This is a genomic window from Salipiger sp. H15 (assembly GCF_040409955.1).
Lineage (GTDB): Bacteria > Pseudomonadota > Alphaproteobacteria > Rhodobacterales > Rhodobacteraceae > Salipiger.
Genome location: NZ_CP123386.1, coordinates 301,986 through 318,775 on the forward strand (window position 1 = coordinate 301,986; position 16,790 = coordinate 318,775).

Annotated in this window: 16 protein-coding genes; 9 read left to right on the forward strand and 7 right to left on the reverse strand. The window is 69.8% G+C overall.

Going from position 1 to position 16,790, the window contains the following annotated elements:
* Window positions 1–10: 10 nt before the first annotated feature.
* The 3 genes from PVT71_RS23970 to pobA form a co-directional block, all read right to left on the reverse strand.
* Window positions 11–718 (reverse strand): ATP-binding cassette domain-containing protein, encoded by a 708-nt coding sequence (locus PVT71_RS23970; protein WP_353475972.1) that lies wholly within the window; start codon window positions 716–718, stop codon window positions 11–13.
* A gap of 52 nt (window positions 719–770) precedes the next feature.
* Window positions 771–1,478 (reverse strand): ABC transporter permease, encoded by a 708-nt coding sequence (locus PVT71_RS23975; protein WP_353475644.1) that lies wholly within the window; start codon window positions 1,476–1,478, stop codon window positions 771–773.
* 159 nt (window positions 1,479–1,637) lie between these two features.
* Entirely contained in the window at window positions 1,638–2,807 is a 1,170-nt protein-coding gene (gene pobA / locus PVT71_RS23980; RefSeq protein ID WP_353475645.1) for a 4-hydroxybenzoate 3-monooxygenase, read from the reverse strand.
* 89 nt (window positions 2,808–2,896) lie between these two features.
* Between pobA and PVT71_RS23985 the strand changes: the two genes are divergently transcribed.
* From PVT71_RS23985 to PVT71_RS24025, 9 genes are all read left to right on the forward strand, one after another.
* Entirely contained in the window at window positions 2,897–3,742 is an 846-nt protein-coding gene (locus PVT71_RS23985; protein ID WP_353475646.1) for a helix-turn-helix domain-containing protein, read from the forward strand.
* A 73-nt stretch (window positions 3,743–3,815) separates the two neighbouring features.
* Window positions 3,816–4,799 (forward strand): glyceraldehyde 3-phosphate dehydrogenase NAD-binding domain-containing protein, encoded by a 984-nt coding sequence (locus PVT71_RS23990; RefSeq protein WP_353475647.1) that lies wholly within the window; start codon window positions 3,816–3,818, stop codon window positions 4,797–4,799.
* Between the two features lie 97 nt (window positions 4,800–4,896).
* Window positions 4,897–5,250: a hydroxyisourate hydrolase gene (gene uraH / locus PVT71_RS23995; protein WP_353475648.1), complete on the forward strand. Its 354-nt coding sequence runs from the start codon at window positions 4,897–4,899 to the stop codon at window positions 5,248–5,250.
* Between the two features lie 178 nt (window positions 5,251–5,428).
* Window positions 5,429–6,517 carry an ABC transporter ATP-binding protein gene (locus tag PVT71_RS24000; RefSeq protein ID WP_353475649.1) on the forward strand — a complete coding sequence of 363 codons (1,089 nt, stop codon included), beginning with the start codon at window positions 5,429–5,431 and terminating at the stop codon, window positions 6,515–6,517.
* A gap of 25 nt (window positions 6,518–6,542) precedes the next feature.
* Window positions 6,543–7,511, forward strand: a complete 969-nt coding sequence (locus PVT71_RS24005) for an ABC transporter substrate-binding protein (protein ID WP_353475650.1) — start codon at window positions 6,543–6,545, stop codon at window positions 7,509–7,511.
* A gap of 85 nt (window positions 7,512–7,596) precedes the next feature.
* The gene (locus PVT71_RS24010; RefSeq protein WP_353475973.1) at window positions 7,597–9,252 is read left to right on the forward strand and encodes an iron ABC transporter permease; all 1,656 of its coding nucleotides are present in this window, start codon (window positions 7,597–7,599) and stop codon (window positions 9,250–9,252) included.
* Window positions 9,240–10,265, forward strand: coding sequence for an MBL fold metallo-hydrolase (locus PVT71_RS24015; RefSeq protein ID WP_353475651.1), 1,026 nt, complete (start codon window positions 9,240–9,242; stop codon window positions 10,263–10,265). Before PVT71_RS24010 ends, PVT71_RS24015 begins: the two co-directional genes overlap by 13 nt.
* Before the next feature lie 3 nt (window positions 10,266–10,268).
* Window positions 10,269–10,850: a dual specificity protein phosphatase gene (locus tag PVT71_RS24020; RefSeq protein WP_353475652.1), complete on the forward strand. Its 582-nt coding sequence runs from the start codon at window positions 10,269–10,271 to the stop codon at window positions 10,848–10,850.
* Window positions 10,847–11,875, forward strand: a complete 1,029-nt coding sequence (locus tag PVT71_RS24025; RefSeq protein ID WP_353475653.1) for a LacI family DNA-binding transcriptional regulator — start codon at window positions 10,847–10,849, stop codon at window positions 11,873–11,875. Before PVT71_RS24020 ends, PVT71_RS24025 begins: the two co-directional genes overlap by 4 nt.
* Here the strand turns inward: PVT71_RS24025 and PVT71_RS24030 are convergent.
* From PVT71_RS24030 to flhB, 4 genes are all read right to left on the reverse strand, one after another.
* Entirely contained in the window at window positions 11,872–12,270 is a 399-nt protein-coding gene (locus tag PVT71_RS24030) for a PIN domain-containing protein (RefSeq protein ID WP_353475654.1), read from the reverse strand. The two genes, PVT71_RS24025 and PVT71_RS24030, sit on opposite strands and share 4 nt — an antisense overlap.
* Window positions 12,271–12,273: 3 nt before the next feature.
* On the reverse strand, window positions 12,274–12,501 hold the full coding sequence (locus PVT71_RS24035) for an AbrB/MazE/SpoVT family DNA-binding domain-containing protein (RefSeq protein WP_353475655.1): 228 nt from the start codon (window positions 12,499–12,501) through the stop codon (window positions 12,274–12,276).
* Between the two features lie 756 nt (window positions 12,502–13,257).
* Window positions 13,258–15,462 carry an NADP-dependent isocitrate dehydrogenase gene (locus PVT71_RS24040; protein WP_353475656.1) on the reverse strand — a complete coding sequence of 735 codons (2,205 nt, stop codon included), beginning with the start codon at window positions 15,460–15,462 and terminating at the stop codon, window positions 13,258–13,260.
* A 197-nt stretch (window positions 15,463–15,659) separates the two neighbouring features.
* Window positions 15,660–16,784, reverse strand: coding sequence for a flagellar biosynthesis protein FlhB (gene flhB, locus PVT71_RS24045; RefSeq protein ID WP_353475657.1), 1,125 nt, complete (start codon window positions 16,782–16,784; stop codon window positions 15,660–15,662).
* Window positions 16,785–16,790: the final 6 nt, after the last annotated feature.

The following is a 16,790-nucleotide window of genomic DNA, read 5'->3' on the forward strand; positions in this document are numbered from 1 at the left end:
GCGGGGCGGATCAGAGCACGATCCGGCCCGCGAGATAGTCCCGCGCCGCAGGGCTGCGCGGTTCGGGGAAGAAGACGTCGGCGCGGCTGTGCTCGGCCACGCGGCCGCGGTGCAGGAAGACCACCTCGTCCGCCATGCGCCGCGCCTGCCCGACGTCGTGGGTGACGAAGATGATCCGCGTGCCGCGGTCCCGCGCCGCCGCCACGATGCGCTCGATCACCAGCACCGAGGCGGGATCGAGGCTGGCGGTCGGCTCGTCGAGCAGCAGCACCTCGGGGTCGGTGGCGAGCGCCCGGGCCAGCGCCAGCCGCTGCGCCTCGCCGCCCGAGAGCAGCCGCGCGGGCTGGCGCGCCTTGTGCAGCAGGCCCACCTCGCGCAGCAGCGCGTCGCGGCGCGAGCGGTCGGCCCGGCGGGTCTTCAGCACGAAATCCACGTTGGCGGCGACCGAGCGGCGCAGCAGCACCGGCTTCTGGAACACCAGCGCCTGCCGCGCGGTGGCCTGCGCCGCCGGAAGCCCGTTCCAGCTGACCTCGCCGTCTCCCGGCACCAGCAGCCCGTGCAGCATCTTCAGGAGCAGGCTCTTGCCCGCGCCGTTGGGGCCCATGATCACCGTGCAGCCGCCGGGCGCGAGGCTCAGCTCGACCCCGTCGAGCAGCGCCGCCCCACCGGCAGAGAGCCGCAGACCGGAGACGCGCAGGGGCAGCAGCGGGCGGAGCATGGCGGCCTCGTCCTTCGGGCGCGCCATGGGCGGCACGGTGGTGATCGGCAGGTCAGACATGGGCCTGCCGTGCCGCGGTCATCCGCAGCCCCTGCACCCCGGCGTTCACCCCGAGCGCCAGCACCAGCAGGATGATCCCCAGCGCCAGCGCCAGCGGCAGGTCGCCCTTCGAGGTCTCGAGCGCGATGGCCGTGGTCATCACCCGCGTCAGGTGGTCGATGTTGCCGCCGACGATGATCACCGCGCCGACCTCGGCCACGGCGCGGCCGAAGCCCGCGAGCCCCACGGTCAGCAGCGCGTAGCGCCCGTCCCAGAGCAGCGTCGTGATGCTCTGCCAGCGCGTCAGGCACAGAGACCGGAACTGCTCGGCATATTCGGCATGCAGGTCTTCCAGCACCTGCCGCGACAGGGCGGCGACGATGGGCACGATGAGGATGGTCTGCGCGAAGATCATCGCGCCGGGCGTGTAGAGCAGGCCGAGGAACCCGAGCGGGCCGGAGCGCGAGAGGTAGAGATAGACCAGAAGCCCGACCACCACCGGCGGCAGCCCCATGAGCGCGTTCATCACGATGAGCACGAGGCCCCTGCCCCGGAACCGGCTGACCGCGACCAGCGCGCCGACCGGCAGCCCGATGGCGCAGGCGAGCAGGGTCGCGCTCAGGCTGACCTGCAGCGAGAGACCGACGATCTCATAGAGATCGGCCTCGCCGGACAGGACCAGCGACAGCGCCAGGCGGAAGGCCTCCCCTATCCCTTGCAAAATTTTATCCCCCTACGGAAATCTTGCATCAAACGACTATGCACCGTCTCGCCCACGACGCAAGCCCGGTCAATAGTCGTAATGAATTACGGCCCTCTCGGGTGAGAGGGCCGTGCCGGAATACGGACTGCAAAATTTCCCGAGCGGGCGGGAGAGACCCTAAAACGGCAGACCGACGTAGTTCTCGGCCAGGTCCTTGCGCGCGGTCTCGGATTCCGCGAGATGCGCGAGCGTCGCGCGCCGCATCTCTTCGGCAAAGCTGTCCTCGCCCTCGAAGCGGTGCAGCATGGTGGTCATCTGCCAGCTGAAGCGCATCGCCTTCCAGATCCGCGCCAGCGCGCGCTCGGAATAGCCCTCGACGCCCTCGGTCCGGCCTTGTTTCAGCGCCGCAATCAGCGCCTCGTGCAGGTAGTAGACGTCCGACACGGCAAGGTTCAGCCCCTTCGCCCCGGTCGGCGGCACGATATGCGCGGCGTCGCCGACGAGGAACAGGCGGCCCCAGCGCAGCGGCTCGGAAACGAAACTGCGCAGCGGCGCAATGGATTTCTCGATCGACGGGCCGGTGATCAGCCGGGACGCGGCCTCGGAGGGAAGGCGGCGCTTGAACTCGGTCCAGAAGCGCGCGTCCGACCAGTCCTCGACCTTGTCGGAAAGCGGCACCTGCACGTAGTAGCGCACGAGGTTCTCGTTGCGCATCGAGGCCAGCGCGAAACCGTGCGGCGAGTTGGCGTAGATCAGCTCGTCATGCACCGGCGGCGTGCGCGAGAGGATCCCGAGCCAGCCGAAGGGGTAGACCCGCTCGAACTCGCGGCGCTTCTCCTCGGGGATGGTCTTGCGGCTGACGCCGTGGAAGCCGTCGCAACCGGCTACGTAGGCGCAGGTGATGCGGTGGCGCTCGCCGTTCAGCGTGTATTCCACCGCCGCCTCGGAGGCGTCGAGATCGTGGATCGTCACGTCCTCGACCCCGTGGATCACCGTGGTGCCCATGGCGTCCTGCGCGTCGTAGAGGTCATGGGTCACCTCGGTCTGGCCGTAGACCATGACCTGCTTGCCGGTCAGCCCCTTGAAGTCGATGTGCACCATCAGCTCGGCGTCGGTGAGGTAGGTGCCGTCATGCGGATAGCCCTCGGCATCCATGCGCGCGCCGACGCCCGCCTCGCGCAAGAGCTCGACCGTGCCCCATTCGAGAATGCCGGCGCGGATGCGCGAGAGCACGTGCTCGCGGCTCGACCGCTCCAGCACCACGGTTGCGACCCCGGCCTTGTTCAGGAGCTGCGAGAGCAGCAGGCCCGAGGGGCCCCCGCCGATGATCACGACTTCGGTTTTCATGCTTGGTCCTCCCATCTTTGCGCGCACACTACGCCCCGCGCGGGCTCGGGCGAATAGACGCGCCCGGCAAAGACTGGTATCATTCATGCATGACCCTACGTCCCGGCATCCCCCTTTTCGACCTCTTCGGCGAGACCGGAGGCTTTCCCGACACGGTGCATTGCGAGCGCATCTGGGACCGGGCAAGGCTTCACGACTGGGTGATTTCTCCGCACAGGCACGCGGAAATCACGCAGGTCTTCTTCATGCGGCAGGGCCATGCCGAGGTGCGGATCGACGGTGTCAGCCGCACGCTCGACGATGGGCAGTTCCTGCTGATCCCGGTACAGATCGTGCATGGCTTCGAATTCCAGAAGCAGAGCGAGGGGCTGGTGCTGTCCTTCCCCGCGCCGGTGCTCGCCAGCATGCGCCCCGCCTCGGCGGCACTGGCGGCACGGCTTGCCCGGCCGGTGATCGGCGCGGCGTCGGAGGCGCTGGTGGCGCTGTCGGATGAGCTCGTCGCCGGTTTCGCCCGCCCCGGCCCCTACCGCGCCAACCTGCTGGTGGCGCTGGCCCAGGCGATCCTTGCCGAAATCTGCGCGCTGGCGCCCGAGGAGGAGGACGCGGCGCCAGGCGGGCCGAGGATGGTGGCGCTCGATGCGCTGATCGCGGCGCATCTCGCCGAGGGCTGGCGCGCCGGGGACTATGCCGCCGCGCTGGCGATCACGCCGGGCCATCTCACCCGGCTCTGTCACGCCGCGACCGGGCTCAGCGCCTCGCGCTACATCGAGGGCAAGGTGATGACCGAGGCGAGCCGCCTGCTCGCCTTCACCCAGATCCCCGTGGCCGAGGTGGGCTACCGGCTGGGCTTCTCGGACCCCGCCTATTTCTCGCGCCGGTTCCGCAGCCTGCGCGGCCAGAGCCCGAGCGACTACCGCGCCCGGTTCATGGGCTGACACCCCGCCACCTGCTTGACCCCGCGGCGCAGAGGCGTATCGCTTGCCCCGTCAGAGACCGCACGGAGGCGCCATGACCCGCATCATGATCAACGGCTTCGGCCGCATCGGCCGTACCCTGCTGCGCCAGCTGCTCACCGACCCGGCCCATGCCGATCTCGAGCTGGTGGCGATCAACGACATCGCCTCGCCCGAGATGTGCGCCTATCTCTTCCGCTATGACAGTGTCTTCGGCCCCTTCCCCGGCAGCGTGACCGAGGCGCCGGGCGCGCTGGTGGTCAATGGCCGCCGCATCCCCTTCCACACCACGCGCGACCTGCGCGAGCTTGACCTCGGCCATGTCGACGTGGTGCTCGAATGCACCGGGGCGGCCTCGAACCGGCCGCATGCCGAGGCCGGGCTGCTGGCGGGGGCGAAATCGGTGCTGCTGTCGGGCCCGTCCGAGGCCGCCGACGTCACCTGCGTGCTCGGCGCCAACGAGGGCGCCATGGGTGACGCGCGGATCGTCTCGAACGCCTCCTGCACCACCAATGCCATCGCGCCGATGCTGAAGGCGCTCGACGCGCGCTTCGGCATCGCCCGCGCCCACGTGACCACGATCCATTGCTACACCGGCAGCCAGCCCACCGTGGACGCGCCCGGCGCCAGCTACGAGCGCAGCCGCGCCGCCGCCGTGTCGATGGTGCCGACCAGCACCAGTGCCGCCAGGCAGGTGATCAAGGTGCTGCCCGCGCTCGACGACCGGCTCAGCGTGACGGCGGTGCGGGTGCCCTGCATCTCGGTCTCGGCGGTGGACGCGGTGCTGCAGCTGGAAGACACGCCCGCCGACGTGAACGCGGCGCTCGCGGACCTCTTCTCCGGCTCCGCGCTCGTCGGGCTGACCGAGGACCCCTGCGTCTCGACCGACCTGCGGGCGCGGCCCGAGTCGCTGGTGCTGTCTCTGCGCGAGACGCGGGTGGTCGAGGGCGGGCAGGTGCGGCTCTTCGGCTGGTACGACAACGAATGGGGCTTCTCGGCGCGGATGCTCGACATGACCCGGCTCATGGCGGCGCGCTGATCTTCAAACGCCGTTTGAAACTGCCTCGGACGCGCGGGGCTTTACCGCCCCCCGCGTTCTGCCACTATGTCCCGAGATCCCGAATGGAGACCCGACGATGACCGGATACCTGACGACCCACGTGCTCGACACCGCCCGCGGCTGCCCTGCCGAGGGGCTGAAGATCGAGCTCTTCCGGATCGACGGCGAGACTCGCAGCCTGCTGAAGACGCTGGTCACCAACGACGACGGTCGCACCAACGAGCAGATCCTGCCCGCCGCCGAGTTCGCGCCCGGCACCTATGAGCTGGTCTTCCACGCCGGGGCCTATCTCGACGCCTGCGGCACGCCGCCCGAGAGCCCGCGCTTCCTCGACGTGGTGCCGATCCGCTTCGGCATGTCCGAGCCCGCGCATTACCACGTGCCGCTGCTGCTCTCGCCCTTCGGCTACTCGACCTACCGCGGCAGTTGAACCGCTGACCCCGATCTGATCCGGACGGCGCCCCTGCGGGCGCCGTTTTCGTTTGCCGCCTCCGTTTCCGGGGCAGATTTCACCGATCTGTCATGGCCTTGTCGCCCGGATGTTGCACCCGGCCCGTAGAGATCGGCGCGACGCTGCACACGTGTGCAGCACGGCGACGGGGCAGACGATGAGCGACATCCGCATCTCGGGGATCGACAAGAGCTACGGCCAGACGCAGGTTCTGCGGCAGGTCTCGCTGAGCATCGAGGCGGGGGAATTCGTCGCCGTCCTTGGCCCCTCGGGCTGCGGCAAGACCACGCTGCTGCGCTGCCTCGCCGGGTTCGAGCGGGTGCAGTCGGGGTCGATCGCGATCGGCGGGGAAACCGTCTCCGCCCCCGGCCGCCACCTCGCGCCCGAGCATCGCGGCATCGGCGTGGTGTTCCAGAACTACGCGCTCTGGCCGCACATGACGGTGGCGCAGAACGTCGCCTATGGGCTGAAGATCGCGGGCATTCCCAGATCCGAGAGAAATTCCCGCGTCTCCCGCGTGCTCGATCTGGTCGAACTTGGCTCGCTCGCAGGCCGCCGCCCCGCCGAGCTTTCGGGCGGCCAGCGCCAGCGCGTCGCCCTTGCCCGCTGCCTTGCCATGGAAAGCCGCGTCGTGCTGCTGGACGAACCGCTGGCCAACCTCGACGTGCACCTGCGCGGCGCGCTCGAGGAGGAGTTCGCCGCCTTCCACGCCCGCTCGGGCGCGACGATGTTCTACATCACCCATGACCAGGCCGAGGCGCTGGCCCTCGCCGACCGCGTCGCCGTCATGGACCGCGGCCGCATCCTGCAGTTCGACCGCCCCGAGGCGCTGTTCAGCCAGCCGCAGAGCGAGACGGTCGCGGGCTTCATCGGCGAGGGCCGCGTGCTCGAGGCCGAGGACATCCGCCCGCTCGGCGATGGCCGCGCCGCCGCCTCGCTGCTTGGCCGGCGCATCGAGCTCCGCTGCGCGCCCGGGCAGGCCGCCCGGCGCCGCGCCAAGATCTCCTTCCACCCCGGCGACCTCGCGCTGACCGAGGCCGCCGACGGCATCCCCGGCAACGTCACCCGCGCCACCTACCGCGGCGCCTACCTGCGCGCCGAGGTGATGGCCGGTCCCGCCGGGGACGTGCCGCTCTGCGTCAACATCGCCGCGCCCGCCGCACTGAGCCGCGGCCAGCGGGTCTCGCTCGCCCTGCGCGACGGCTGGGTCATTCCCGAGCCCGCCGCCACCTCCCACCCAATCTGAACACGCAACCGCAAGGATACCGAACATGCGTCTTCTCTCCCTCAGCCTCGGAGCAATGCTGCTCTCCAGCGCCGCCTTCGCCGAAACCACGCTGACGCTCTACACCAGCCAGGCGCCCGAGCAGGCGCAGCAGACCGTCGACGCCTTCGAGGCCGCCCACCCGGACATCAAGGTCGAGTGGACCCGCAACGGCACCTCGGCGCTGATGAACGTGATCCGCGCCGAGATCGAGGCCGGGCAGGTGCAGCCCGACGTGCTGCTGGTCGCCGACGTGATCAACCTCGGCGAGCTGAAGGCCGGCGGGCACCTCATGGCCTATGCCGATGCCCCGGTCGCTGCCTATGACGCCGCCACCTACGACGCCGACATGACCTATTTCGGCACCAAGGCGCTGACCACCGGCATCGCCTACAACACCGAGATCGCCGAGCCGGTGACGCACTGGATGGACCTCATCAAGGAAGAGAACCGCGGCATGATCGGCGTGCCCTCGCCGCTCTACTCGGGCGCCGCGCTGAACCACCTGCACGCGCTGATCGGTGCCGAGGGCATCGGCTGGGAGTTCTACGAGGGGCTCAATGATCTCGACATCGTCCCCGAGGGCGGCAACGGCCCGGCGACCAAGGCCGTCGCCTCGGGCATGGCGAAATACGCGATCATCGTCGACAGCAACGCGCTGGCCGCCAAGGCCGACGGCTCGCCCGTCGACTTCATCGTCCCCGAGGACGGCGTCAGCTTCATCACCGAGCCCGCGGCGATCATGGCCACCACCGAGCACCCGGACGAGGCCAGGCTCTTCATCGACTTCCTGCTCAGCGAAGAGGGCCAGAAGCTCGCCGCCTCGCAGGGCTACCTGCCGATCCTCCCGGGCGTCGAGGGGCCCGCGGGCTTCCCGAAGATCGAGGAGATGAAGCTGCTCGGCTACAACGTCGATGCCGCGCTCGAGACCAACGAGGCCGTGTCGAAGCGCTTTGCCGAGATCTTCGGGCTCTGATCGCGTGACCCTCGTGCAAGACCAAGCGGCGCGCCCCTCGTGGGCGCGCCGGCTGCGGCGCAGCCTCGGCGGCGAAGGCGCGCTGATGCTGGCGCTGGTGCTCTTCGTCGGACTGCTGTCGGTCGCGCCGCTGGCCCGGCTATCTTATGCCGCGTTCTTCCCTCAGGGCGGTTTCGACGCCGCGCGCATCGCCGGGGTTCTGGGCGGCCGCAGGGTGCTCGAGGCGACGCTCAACACGCTTTGGATTGCGGGCGCCGCGACGCTGCTCGCCACCCTGATCGGCACGCTTGCCGCGCTGCTGAGCGCGCTGACCGACATGCGGCGGCGGACGCTCTGGGTCTTCGGCTTCGTGCTGCCGCTGATGATCCCGCCGCAGGTGACCGCGATAGCATGGGTGCAGGCCTTCTCTCCGGCAAGCCCGATCCTCGGCCCGCTCGGGCTTTCGCTGCCGCCCGGCACGCGCCACCCGCTCTATTCCATGTCGGGCATCATCCTGCTGCTGGGGCTCTACAACGCCCCGCTGGTCTTCCTGTCGGTGCGCGCCTCTCTGCAGTGCCTGCCCGCCTCTCTGGTCGAGGCGGCGCGGTCGAACGGCGCCGGTGCCCGCGAGGTCACCCGCGACATCATCCTGCCGCTGGTCCGCGGCGGCATCTTCGCCGGGGCGGCGCTGGCCTTCGTCTCGTCGATCGGCAATTTCGGCATCCAGGCGATGCTCGGCATTCCCGCGCGCGTGCCGACGCTGATCACGCTGATCTACCAGCGGCTCAACTCCTACGGCCCCTCTGCGCTGAACGACATGGCGCTGCTGGCGCTGCTGCTTGCCCTGCTGACGGTGTTCGGCATGGCGCTCACCGCCTGGCTCGGGCGGCGCGGAGACCAGCGCGTCGACGCGGCGCAGCGCCCGCCGCGCATGGCGCTCGGCGGCTGGCGGCTTCCCGTCACGGCGCTGGCCTGGCTCTACCTTGCCCTCTGCCCGGTGCTGCCGCTCTCGGCGCTGCTCGGCACGGCGCTGGTGCGCGGCTACGGCCTGCCGCTGAGCGCCGAGACCATCACCTTCGAGAATTTCGCCAACGCGCTCTTTCACCACGCGGGCATCCGCTCGGCCTTCCTGACCTCGCTCTGGCTCACCCTGCTGACCGTCGCGGTGCTGGTCCCGGTGGCGGTCGCGCTCGGCTACGTCCTCAGCTGGCGGCGCGGTTGGCTGGCGCGGCTGCTTCGGCTCGCCTCCGAGCTTGCCTACGCGCTGCCTGGCATCATCATCGGGGTCGCCATGATCCTCTTCTTCCTGCGCCCGCTGCCCTTTCTCGGCACCGGGCTCTACGGCACGGTCTGGGTGATCCTCGCGGCTTACCTCTCGAACTTCCTCGCCCTCGCGCTGCGCCCCGTGCTCGGAGGCTACGCGCAGATCGACCGGGCGCTCGACGAGGCGGCGCAATTGGCCGGGGCGGGCATCTTCGCCCGGCTGCGCGACATCGTGCTGCCGGCGCTCGCGCCCTCGACCATGGCCGCCGCGATCCTCGTCTTCATGACGGCGGTGAACGAGATCCAGGTCTCGGTGCTGCTGGTCAGTTCGCGCGCCACCACGATCGGGCCGATGATCATCTTCCTCGAGGAGGCGGGTTCGTCCACGCTTGCCGCCGCGGTGGGCTGCCTGATGGTGCTGCTGGTGCTGGCGCTGATGGGGCTCTCGCTGCTCTTCGGCCGCCGCCTGCCCGAGGGGGTGCTGCCATGGCGCGACTGACCGCCCTGAGCGGGCTCGGCCGCAAGAGCGCCGCCGTCTTCCTGCTCGAGACCGGGGGCCGCAGGCTGCTGCTCGACATGGGCGGCGGGCTCGAGGCGGGCGAGCGCCCCGACATCGGCCGCGCGGGCCGGATCGACGCGGTGCTGCTGAGCCATGCCCACGTCGATCACGTGGGCTCGCTGGGCCGGCTGGACGAGATCGGCCGTCCCCCGGTCTTCGCCACCCGCGAGACCCTGCGCCAGCTGCCCCCGGCGCTGCGCCCCGCGCGCAGCGTGGTGCTGCCCGAGCGCGGCAGGGCCGAGGTGCTTGGCGTCGCGCTCGAGACCGGGCGCTCGGGCCATGCACCCGGTGGCATCTGGATGCGCTTTGCCACGCTGCGGGGCGGGTTTCTCTACACCGGCGACTTCAGCACCGAGGCGCCGCTGCTGCCCTGCGATCCCTTTCCGCGCAGCGCGACGGTGCTCGCCGATGCCTCCTACGGCGACCGCGACGAGGCGCTCGCCGCCCAGATCGCGGCGTTGGCCGAAGCGGCGCGCGGCGGCGCGGTGCTGCCCTGCCCCGCCGACGGGCGGGGACCCGACATGGTGGCGGCACTGAGCGCGGCGGGGCTTGAGGTGCGCGCCTGCCCGCAGATCGCGGCAGAGACGCTGCGCCTGACCGGCACCGCCATTCCGCTCGCCTGCCCTGCAAGTGCCGAACCCCGGCAAGTCATCGTCGCCGACGGGCCGAACGCCGAGCATGGCCTGCCCGCCGCGCTGCGCGACCGCCCCGGCTTCCGCTTCGTCTTCTCCGGGCATGTCCCGCGCACCAGCCCCGCCCATGCGATGATCGCCGAGGGGCGGGCGCGCTGGATGGGCTGGAACGTCCACCCGCGGCGGTCCGACCTTCTCGCCCTTGCCGAGACGACCCGGGCCGAGCGCGTGCTGCCCGCCTTCGTCGATCTCTCCACCGCCCCCCTGCTCGCCGCCGCGCTCGGCCCGCGCCTGCGGCAGTGCTCCAGCCTCGAGGTCTGAGCCATGATCCGCCATCACCTTCCCTCCGCCGTGCCCGATACCGAGGCCCGCGAGGACGCCCGCCCGCTGCTCTGGCAGGCCGCCAGCGGACCCGGCCCGGGCCTCGACGCGCTCTGGCTCGGCAACCTGCCCGCCGCCGAGGACCCGCGCGCGCTGGCCGAGGCGGGGATCAGCGCAAGCCTCAACCTCGCGATGAACATCTTTCCCGGCCCTCTCACCCTGCCCGGCGGCAGCCATGTGCGGCGCTACCAGATCGGCCTTCTCGACGGGCCGGGCAATGCGCCCGAGACGCTGGCCGCCGCCGTGCTGCTGATCGACGGGCTCGCGGCCCGCTACACGCCGGGCAAGCCGCATTATCCCGCCCATGCGCGCGGCGGGCTGCTGGTGCATTGCCGCGGCGGGCGCTCACGGTCGGTGACCGTGCTGGCGCTCTGGCTGCACCTGCGCCGCGCCGAAGCCTTCCCCAGCCTCGACGATGCGCTGGCGCATCTGCGCGCGCTTCGCGGGCTGGAGGGCACCTACCCGCTTCCCCCGATGCTCGACCTCGCCCGCGAGGTTCTGGACCGCGGGCTCTGCGCGCGATGAGGCCGCCGCGCCCGCCGATCGGCCCGCCCCGGGGCCGCTTCGTCTCTGCCGCCGACGTGGCGCGGCTGGCCGGGGTGTCGCGCTCGGCGGTCTCGCGGGCCTTCACCCCCGGCGCGCAGGTCTCGGACCAGGCCCGCGCCCGCATCCTCGCGGCGGCCGAGGAGCTGGGCTACCGGGTGAACCGCCTTGCCCGCGCGCTGCACCAGGACAGGTCGGACATCGTGGGCGTGGTCGGCGGCAACTTCTCCAACCCCTATATCTCGGCGCAGCTCGATGCGCTGTCGAAGGCGCTGCATGCGCGCCGCCTGCAATGCCTGCTGATGAACAGCGCGGGCGGGGTCGAGGCGGATCTCGAGCGCCTGCTCGACTACCGGGTGCGGACCGTGGTGCTGCTCTCGGGCGCCGCGCCCGACGCGCTGATCCGGCTCTGCGCCCAGAATGGCGCGCGCATGGTGCTGATCAACCGCCCGCGCCCGCCCGAAGGCGCGCGGGCCGACCTGATCCTCGTCGACAGCGCCCGCGGCGGGCGGCTCGCGGCGGAGCGGCTGGCGCTTGCGGGCTGCCGGAGCGTCGCGGTGGTGATCTCGGGTTCGCGCACCTCGGCCAAGACCGAGCGGGCCGAGGCCTTCTGCAGCGAGATGGCGCTGCGCGGCATCCCCGTCACCCGCTGGGCGGACGGGCCGAACAGCTACGAGACGGGCGTGCAGGCGGCGCGGGCGCTGCTGCGCGGGCCGGGCATCGACGGCATCTTCGGGGTGACCGACGAGATCGCGCTCGGCGTGCTCAACACGGCGCGGTTCGAGCTGGGGCTGCGGGTGCCCGAGGATCTGTCGGTGATCGGCTTCGACGACGCGCCGATCTCGGCCTGGTCGTCGCATGGGTTGACCACGGTCAGCCAGTCGCTCGAGGATCTCACCCGCGCCACGATGGAGGCGATCGCCCTGCCCGCCTGGGCCGAGCCCCTGCTGCGCGAACTGCCGGTGCGGCTGGTCGAGCGCGGCAGCGTGTGCCCGGCTTCCGGCTAGGCGGCGAAGGGGTTGCGGATGCGCAGGCTGTCTTCGACCAGCAGCCCGTTGTGCATGTCCTCGGACCAGAGCGTGTCGCAGCCCGCGAGCAGCGCCGCGGCGACGATCATCGAGTCGTAGACCGAGAAGCCGTAGCGCTGGCCGAGCGCCCGGCCGATGTCATGGGTTTCCACCGTCAGCGGCACGGTCTCGCAGAGCGCCCTGATCCCGCCGAGGAAGTCTGCGGCCTCGTCAGCGCTCAACCGCGCCTTGCGCAGGCAGTTGACCAGCGCCTCGTTGAGAACCTGCACGCTGATCACCCCGCCCTGCCGCAGCAGCGCCTCGGCGCGGTCCGCCTTCGGCCCCTCGCCCAGCAGGTAGAGGATCACGTTGGTGTCGAAGAAATCGCCGCCCATGGATCAGCGCGCGTTGGCCTCGTCGCGCGACAGGGGCCCGCCTTCGGCCATGCGGCCGCGGAAGCGGCGCAGCCCGGCGAGGATGTCCTCGGGCCGCTCGGCCCGGCGCACGGCAAGGCCGCGCGTGTCGGGATGCAGGTCGATCCGGTCGCCCTCCTTGAGACCGAGTTCGCGCACGAGGTCGGCGGGCAGGCGCACCGCGAGGGAATTGCCCCATTTCGAGATTTGCATCGGACACCTCCGCATCAAGATATACACGCGACAAATGTATATCCTCGGCGCGGTCCGATCAAGCGCTGGCGCGGGCGGCGCCGGTCCGGGCCTCGCCGCGTCGAGAAACCGCCCGGCACAAAAATAGACACCCGAAGAATTTCTTCGGGTGTCGCTCATGGATAAACAAGCAAAAGGAAACTTCCGCCCAAAGGCACTCCCAGTCACCCGAACGAAACTCGCCGCCCAAAAAAGCGGGCGCGACGATACCACGAGAAGAAAAATGTCTCCCTTTTCACAGGCGTGGCAGCGCCTCCAGGCCCTTTCAGGATAGCGGGAATTCCCGCCTCGGAAGCGGAATTCTGCAGCGCCGGGGCAAGTTTTTCACAAGCCCCTGTTCTGCCATATTTTTTCCACAGACTGTGGATTTCCGCGATGCAACCAGCGCGAGAACGACTCAGAGAGCCCTAATTCGCACCCGCGAAAGCAAGACAGAATCACCTGTCCCGACACAGATTCAGTGTTCCTGAGCGATCCTTAAAATGCTGTTAATGCTGAGTAATTTTCTATTTTTCCACCCGACCACTACATGAAGTGGTTCGCCGCAGACCACCTACTTTCTGCGGTGGGTGACTGTGGAAAAATCACTGCCCGACGACCGTCCTGGGCGCGCCGCCACGGATCATGCCGCCAGATCGGGGCGCTTCACCCCATCCGGAACGAAAACGCCCCCGGCCGTGTCGGCCGGGGGCGCGTGTCACGTCGGCTGGACCGGGATCAGCCGAGGATGCCGTTCAGCGTCGCCGAGGGGCGCATCACGCCGGCGGTCTTGGCCTCGTCGGAGTGGTAGTAGCCGCCGAGGTCGGCCGGCTTGCCCTGCACCGCCGCCAGTTCGGCGACGATGGCTGCCTCGCCGTCGGCCAGCGCCTTGGCGATGGGCGCGAAATGCGCGGCGAGATCGGCGTCGGTCGACTGCGCGGCAAGGGCCTCTGCCCAGTAGCGGGCGAACCAGTAGTGGCTGTCGCGGTTGTCGGGCTCACCCACCTTGCGCGAGGGCGAACGGTCGTGGTCGAGGATGCCCTGCGTCGCGGCGTCCACCGCATCGCCCAGCACCCGCGCCTTCTCGTTGCCCTTCTGGTCGGCGAGGAACTTGAAGCTCTCGCCGAGGGCGCAGAACTCGCCGAGGCTGTCCCAGCGCAGGTGGTTCTCTTCCACCAGCTGCTGCACGTGCTTCGGAGCCGAGCCGCCGGCACCAGTCTCGAAGAGGCCGCCGCCGTTCATCAGCTTCACGATCGAGAGCATCTTGGCCGAGGTGGCCAGCTCGAGGATCGGGAAGAGGTCGGTCAGGTAGTCGCGCAGCACGTTGCCGGTGATCGCGATCGTGTCCTCACCCTTGGTGATGGTCTCGAGCGAGGCAATGGTGGCTTCGCGCGGGGCCATGATCTCGAACTTGTCCGCAACGCCCTTCGCCTCGAGGATCGGCTTCACGTAGGCGATCAGCTCGGCGTCATGGGCGCGGTTCGCGTCGAGCCAGAAGATCGCGCGGAAGCCGGTGGCCTTCTGACGGTCGATGGCGAGGTTCACCCAGTCCTCGATCGGCGCCTTGCGGGCCGAGGCCGAGCGCCAGATGTCGCCCGCCTCGACGGCGTGCGAGTGCAGCACGGTGCCGTCGTCGAGGATCATCTTGACCGTGCCGGCCTCGGCGATCTCGAAGGTGGTCGGGTGCGAGCCGTACTCTTCCGCCTTCTGCGCCATCAGGCCGATGTTCTGCACGGTGCCGGCAGTCGCCGGGTTCAGCTTGCCGTTCGCCTTGAAGAACTCGATCGTCGCGTCATAGACCGGGGCGTAGGAGTTGTCGGGGATCACGCAGTTGGTGTCCGCTTCCTTGCCGTCCGGGCCCCAGCCCTTGCCGCCGGCGCGGATCAGCGCGGGCATCGAGGCGTCGATGATGACGTCCGAGGGGACGTGCAGGTTGGTGATGCCCTTGTCCGAGTTCACCATGTACATCGGCGGGCGTGCGGCGGTCACTTCCTCGATCGCGGCCATGATCGCGGCATTGTCCTTCACGCGGGCCAGCAGGTCGCCGAGGCCCGAGTTCGGGTTGACGCCAAGCGCCTTCATCTCGTCGCCGAACTTCTCGAACACCGGCTTCAGCCAGGCCTTCACCGCGTGGCCGAAGATGATCGGGTCCGAGACCTTCATCATCGTCGCCTTCATGTGCAGCGAGAAGAGCGTGCCTTCTTCCTTGGTCCTGGCGATCTCGTTCTCGAGGAAGGCGCCCAGCTTGGCGGCGCTCATGAAGGTGGCGTCGACCACGGTGCCCGCGGGGTAGGAGACGCCCGACTTCAGCACGGTCTCGCCAGCCGCGGTCTCGAGCACGATCTTCGCGGTCGCTGCCTTGTCGAGCGTGGCCGAAACCTCGTTCGAGAAGAAGTCGCCGCCGTCCATCGCCGCGACGCGGGTCTTGCTGTCAGCGGTCCACTCGCCCATGCGGTGCGGGTTCGACTGCGCGAATTTCTTCACCGCGACGGCGGCGCGGCGGTCCGAGTTGCCCTCGCGCAGCACCGGGTTCACGGCCGAACCCTTGATCGCGTCGTACTTGGCCTGGATCGCCTTTTCCGCGTCACTCGAGGCGGCCTCGGGGTAGTCGGGCAGCGCGTAGCCCTGGCCCTGCAGTTCCTTGATCGCGGCCACCAGCTGCGGCACCGAGGCCGAGATGTTCGGCAGCTTGATGACGTTGGCTTCCGGGGTCTTCACCCACTCGCCGAGCCAGGCGAGGTCGTCCGACTGGCGCTGCGCCTCGGTCAGAGCCTCGGGGAAGGTCGCGAGGATGCGGCCCGCGAGCGAGATGTCCTTGGTGCCGACCGACACGCCGGCAGCGGCGGCAAAGCTGCGGATGATCGGAAGCAGCGAGGCCGAGGCAAGCTCGGGCGCTTCGTCGACCTTGGTGTAAACGATGTCAGGAGTGTTGTTCTCAGCCATGATGCGATGCCTTTCCCTGGGGGTCTGGCCCCCTTTAGCCGTTCTGCATACAAAGGTCTACAGTCGCGGTGCCGCAGTCCGGAGCCGCGGTGCGCGCCCCTGCCCTATCGCGGATTTCGCCTGATTTCCACGCCGCGCCGGGCCCGTGCGCGGCCCCGTGCCGGTGCCCCCGGGACCCCGCCTGCCGAAGCGGCGGATCAGTCCTCCTCGCGCAGGCTCGAGCCTTCGGGCAGCGGGCGCTTGATGTTGCGCTGCATGTCCATGACGTAGCCGATGATCGCGGCGACAGCCTCCCAGTGCTGCACCGGGATCTGCTTGTCGACCTCGGCCACGTCGTGCAGGGCGCGGGCCAGCGGCTTGTTCTCGATGATCGGCACCTCGGCCTCGCGCGCGAGCTCGCGGATCCGCGCGGCCAGCAGGTCGGCACCCTTGGCCACGCAGACCGGCGCGAGATCGACGCCGCTCTCGTATTTCAGCGCCACCGCGAAATGGGTCGGGTTGGTCAGCACCACGGTCGCGCGCGGCACGGCGGTGGCGATGCGTTGGCGCGCCCGTTCCCGGCGCAGCTGCATCCGGCGGACGCGAATCTGCGGATCGCCCTCGGTGTCCTTGTGCTCGTCCTTGACCTCCTGCAGCGACATGCGCTGGTTGCGCCGGTATTCGAAGCGCTTCCACAGCACGTCGGCCACCGCGACCGCCACCAGCAGCACCAGAACCACCAGCAGCATGCGCGAGGCGGTGCGCCGGGCGAACTCGGTCAGCATCTCGGGCAGCAGCCCCTGCACCTGCCAGATGTCGCGCACCCCGTGATAGGTGATCCAGATGCCGATCGTGCCAACCGTCAGCACCTTCAGCATGCTCTTCACGAATTCCACCAGGGCGGGCACGGAGAAGATCTTCTTGAAGCCCGCCAGAGGCGAGAGTTTTTCCGGTTTCGGCCGGATGCGTTCGATGGCCATGACGATGTCGCCCTGCAGCACCACCCCGGCCACCGCGCCGAGCAGCATCAGGATCAGCAGCGGCGCAAGCAGGATGCCGACGCCGCGCATCACGCCCCAGGTCACGCCGCCGATGTCGCGCATCCCCTGCACGTCCTCGCCGACGGTGAACTGTCCCGCGGTCTCGAAGACCCCGCGCAGCACGCCGGCAAGCGGCGCCGAGACGCCGGGCATCACGAAGGCGGCGATGGCGAAGAGCGAGAGCACGGCGGTGACGTTGCCGACCTCGCGCGAACTCGGGACCTCGCCCTTCTCGCGGGCCCTTCGGAGCTTTCGCTCTGTCGGCTCTTCGGTCTTGCTGTCCTTGTCCTGATCGTCGGCCATGATGCC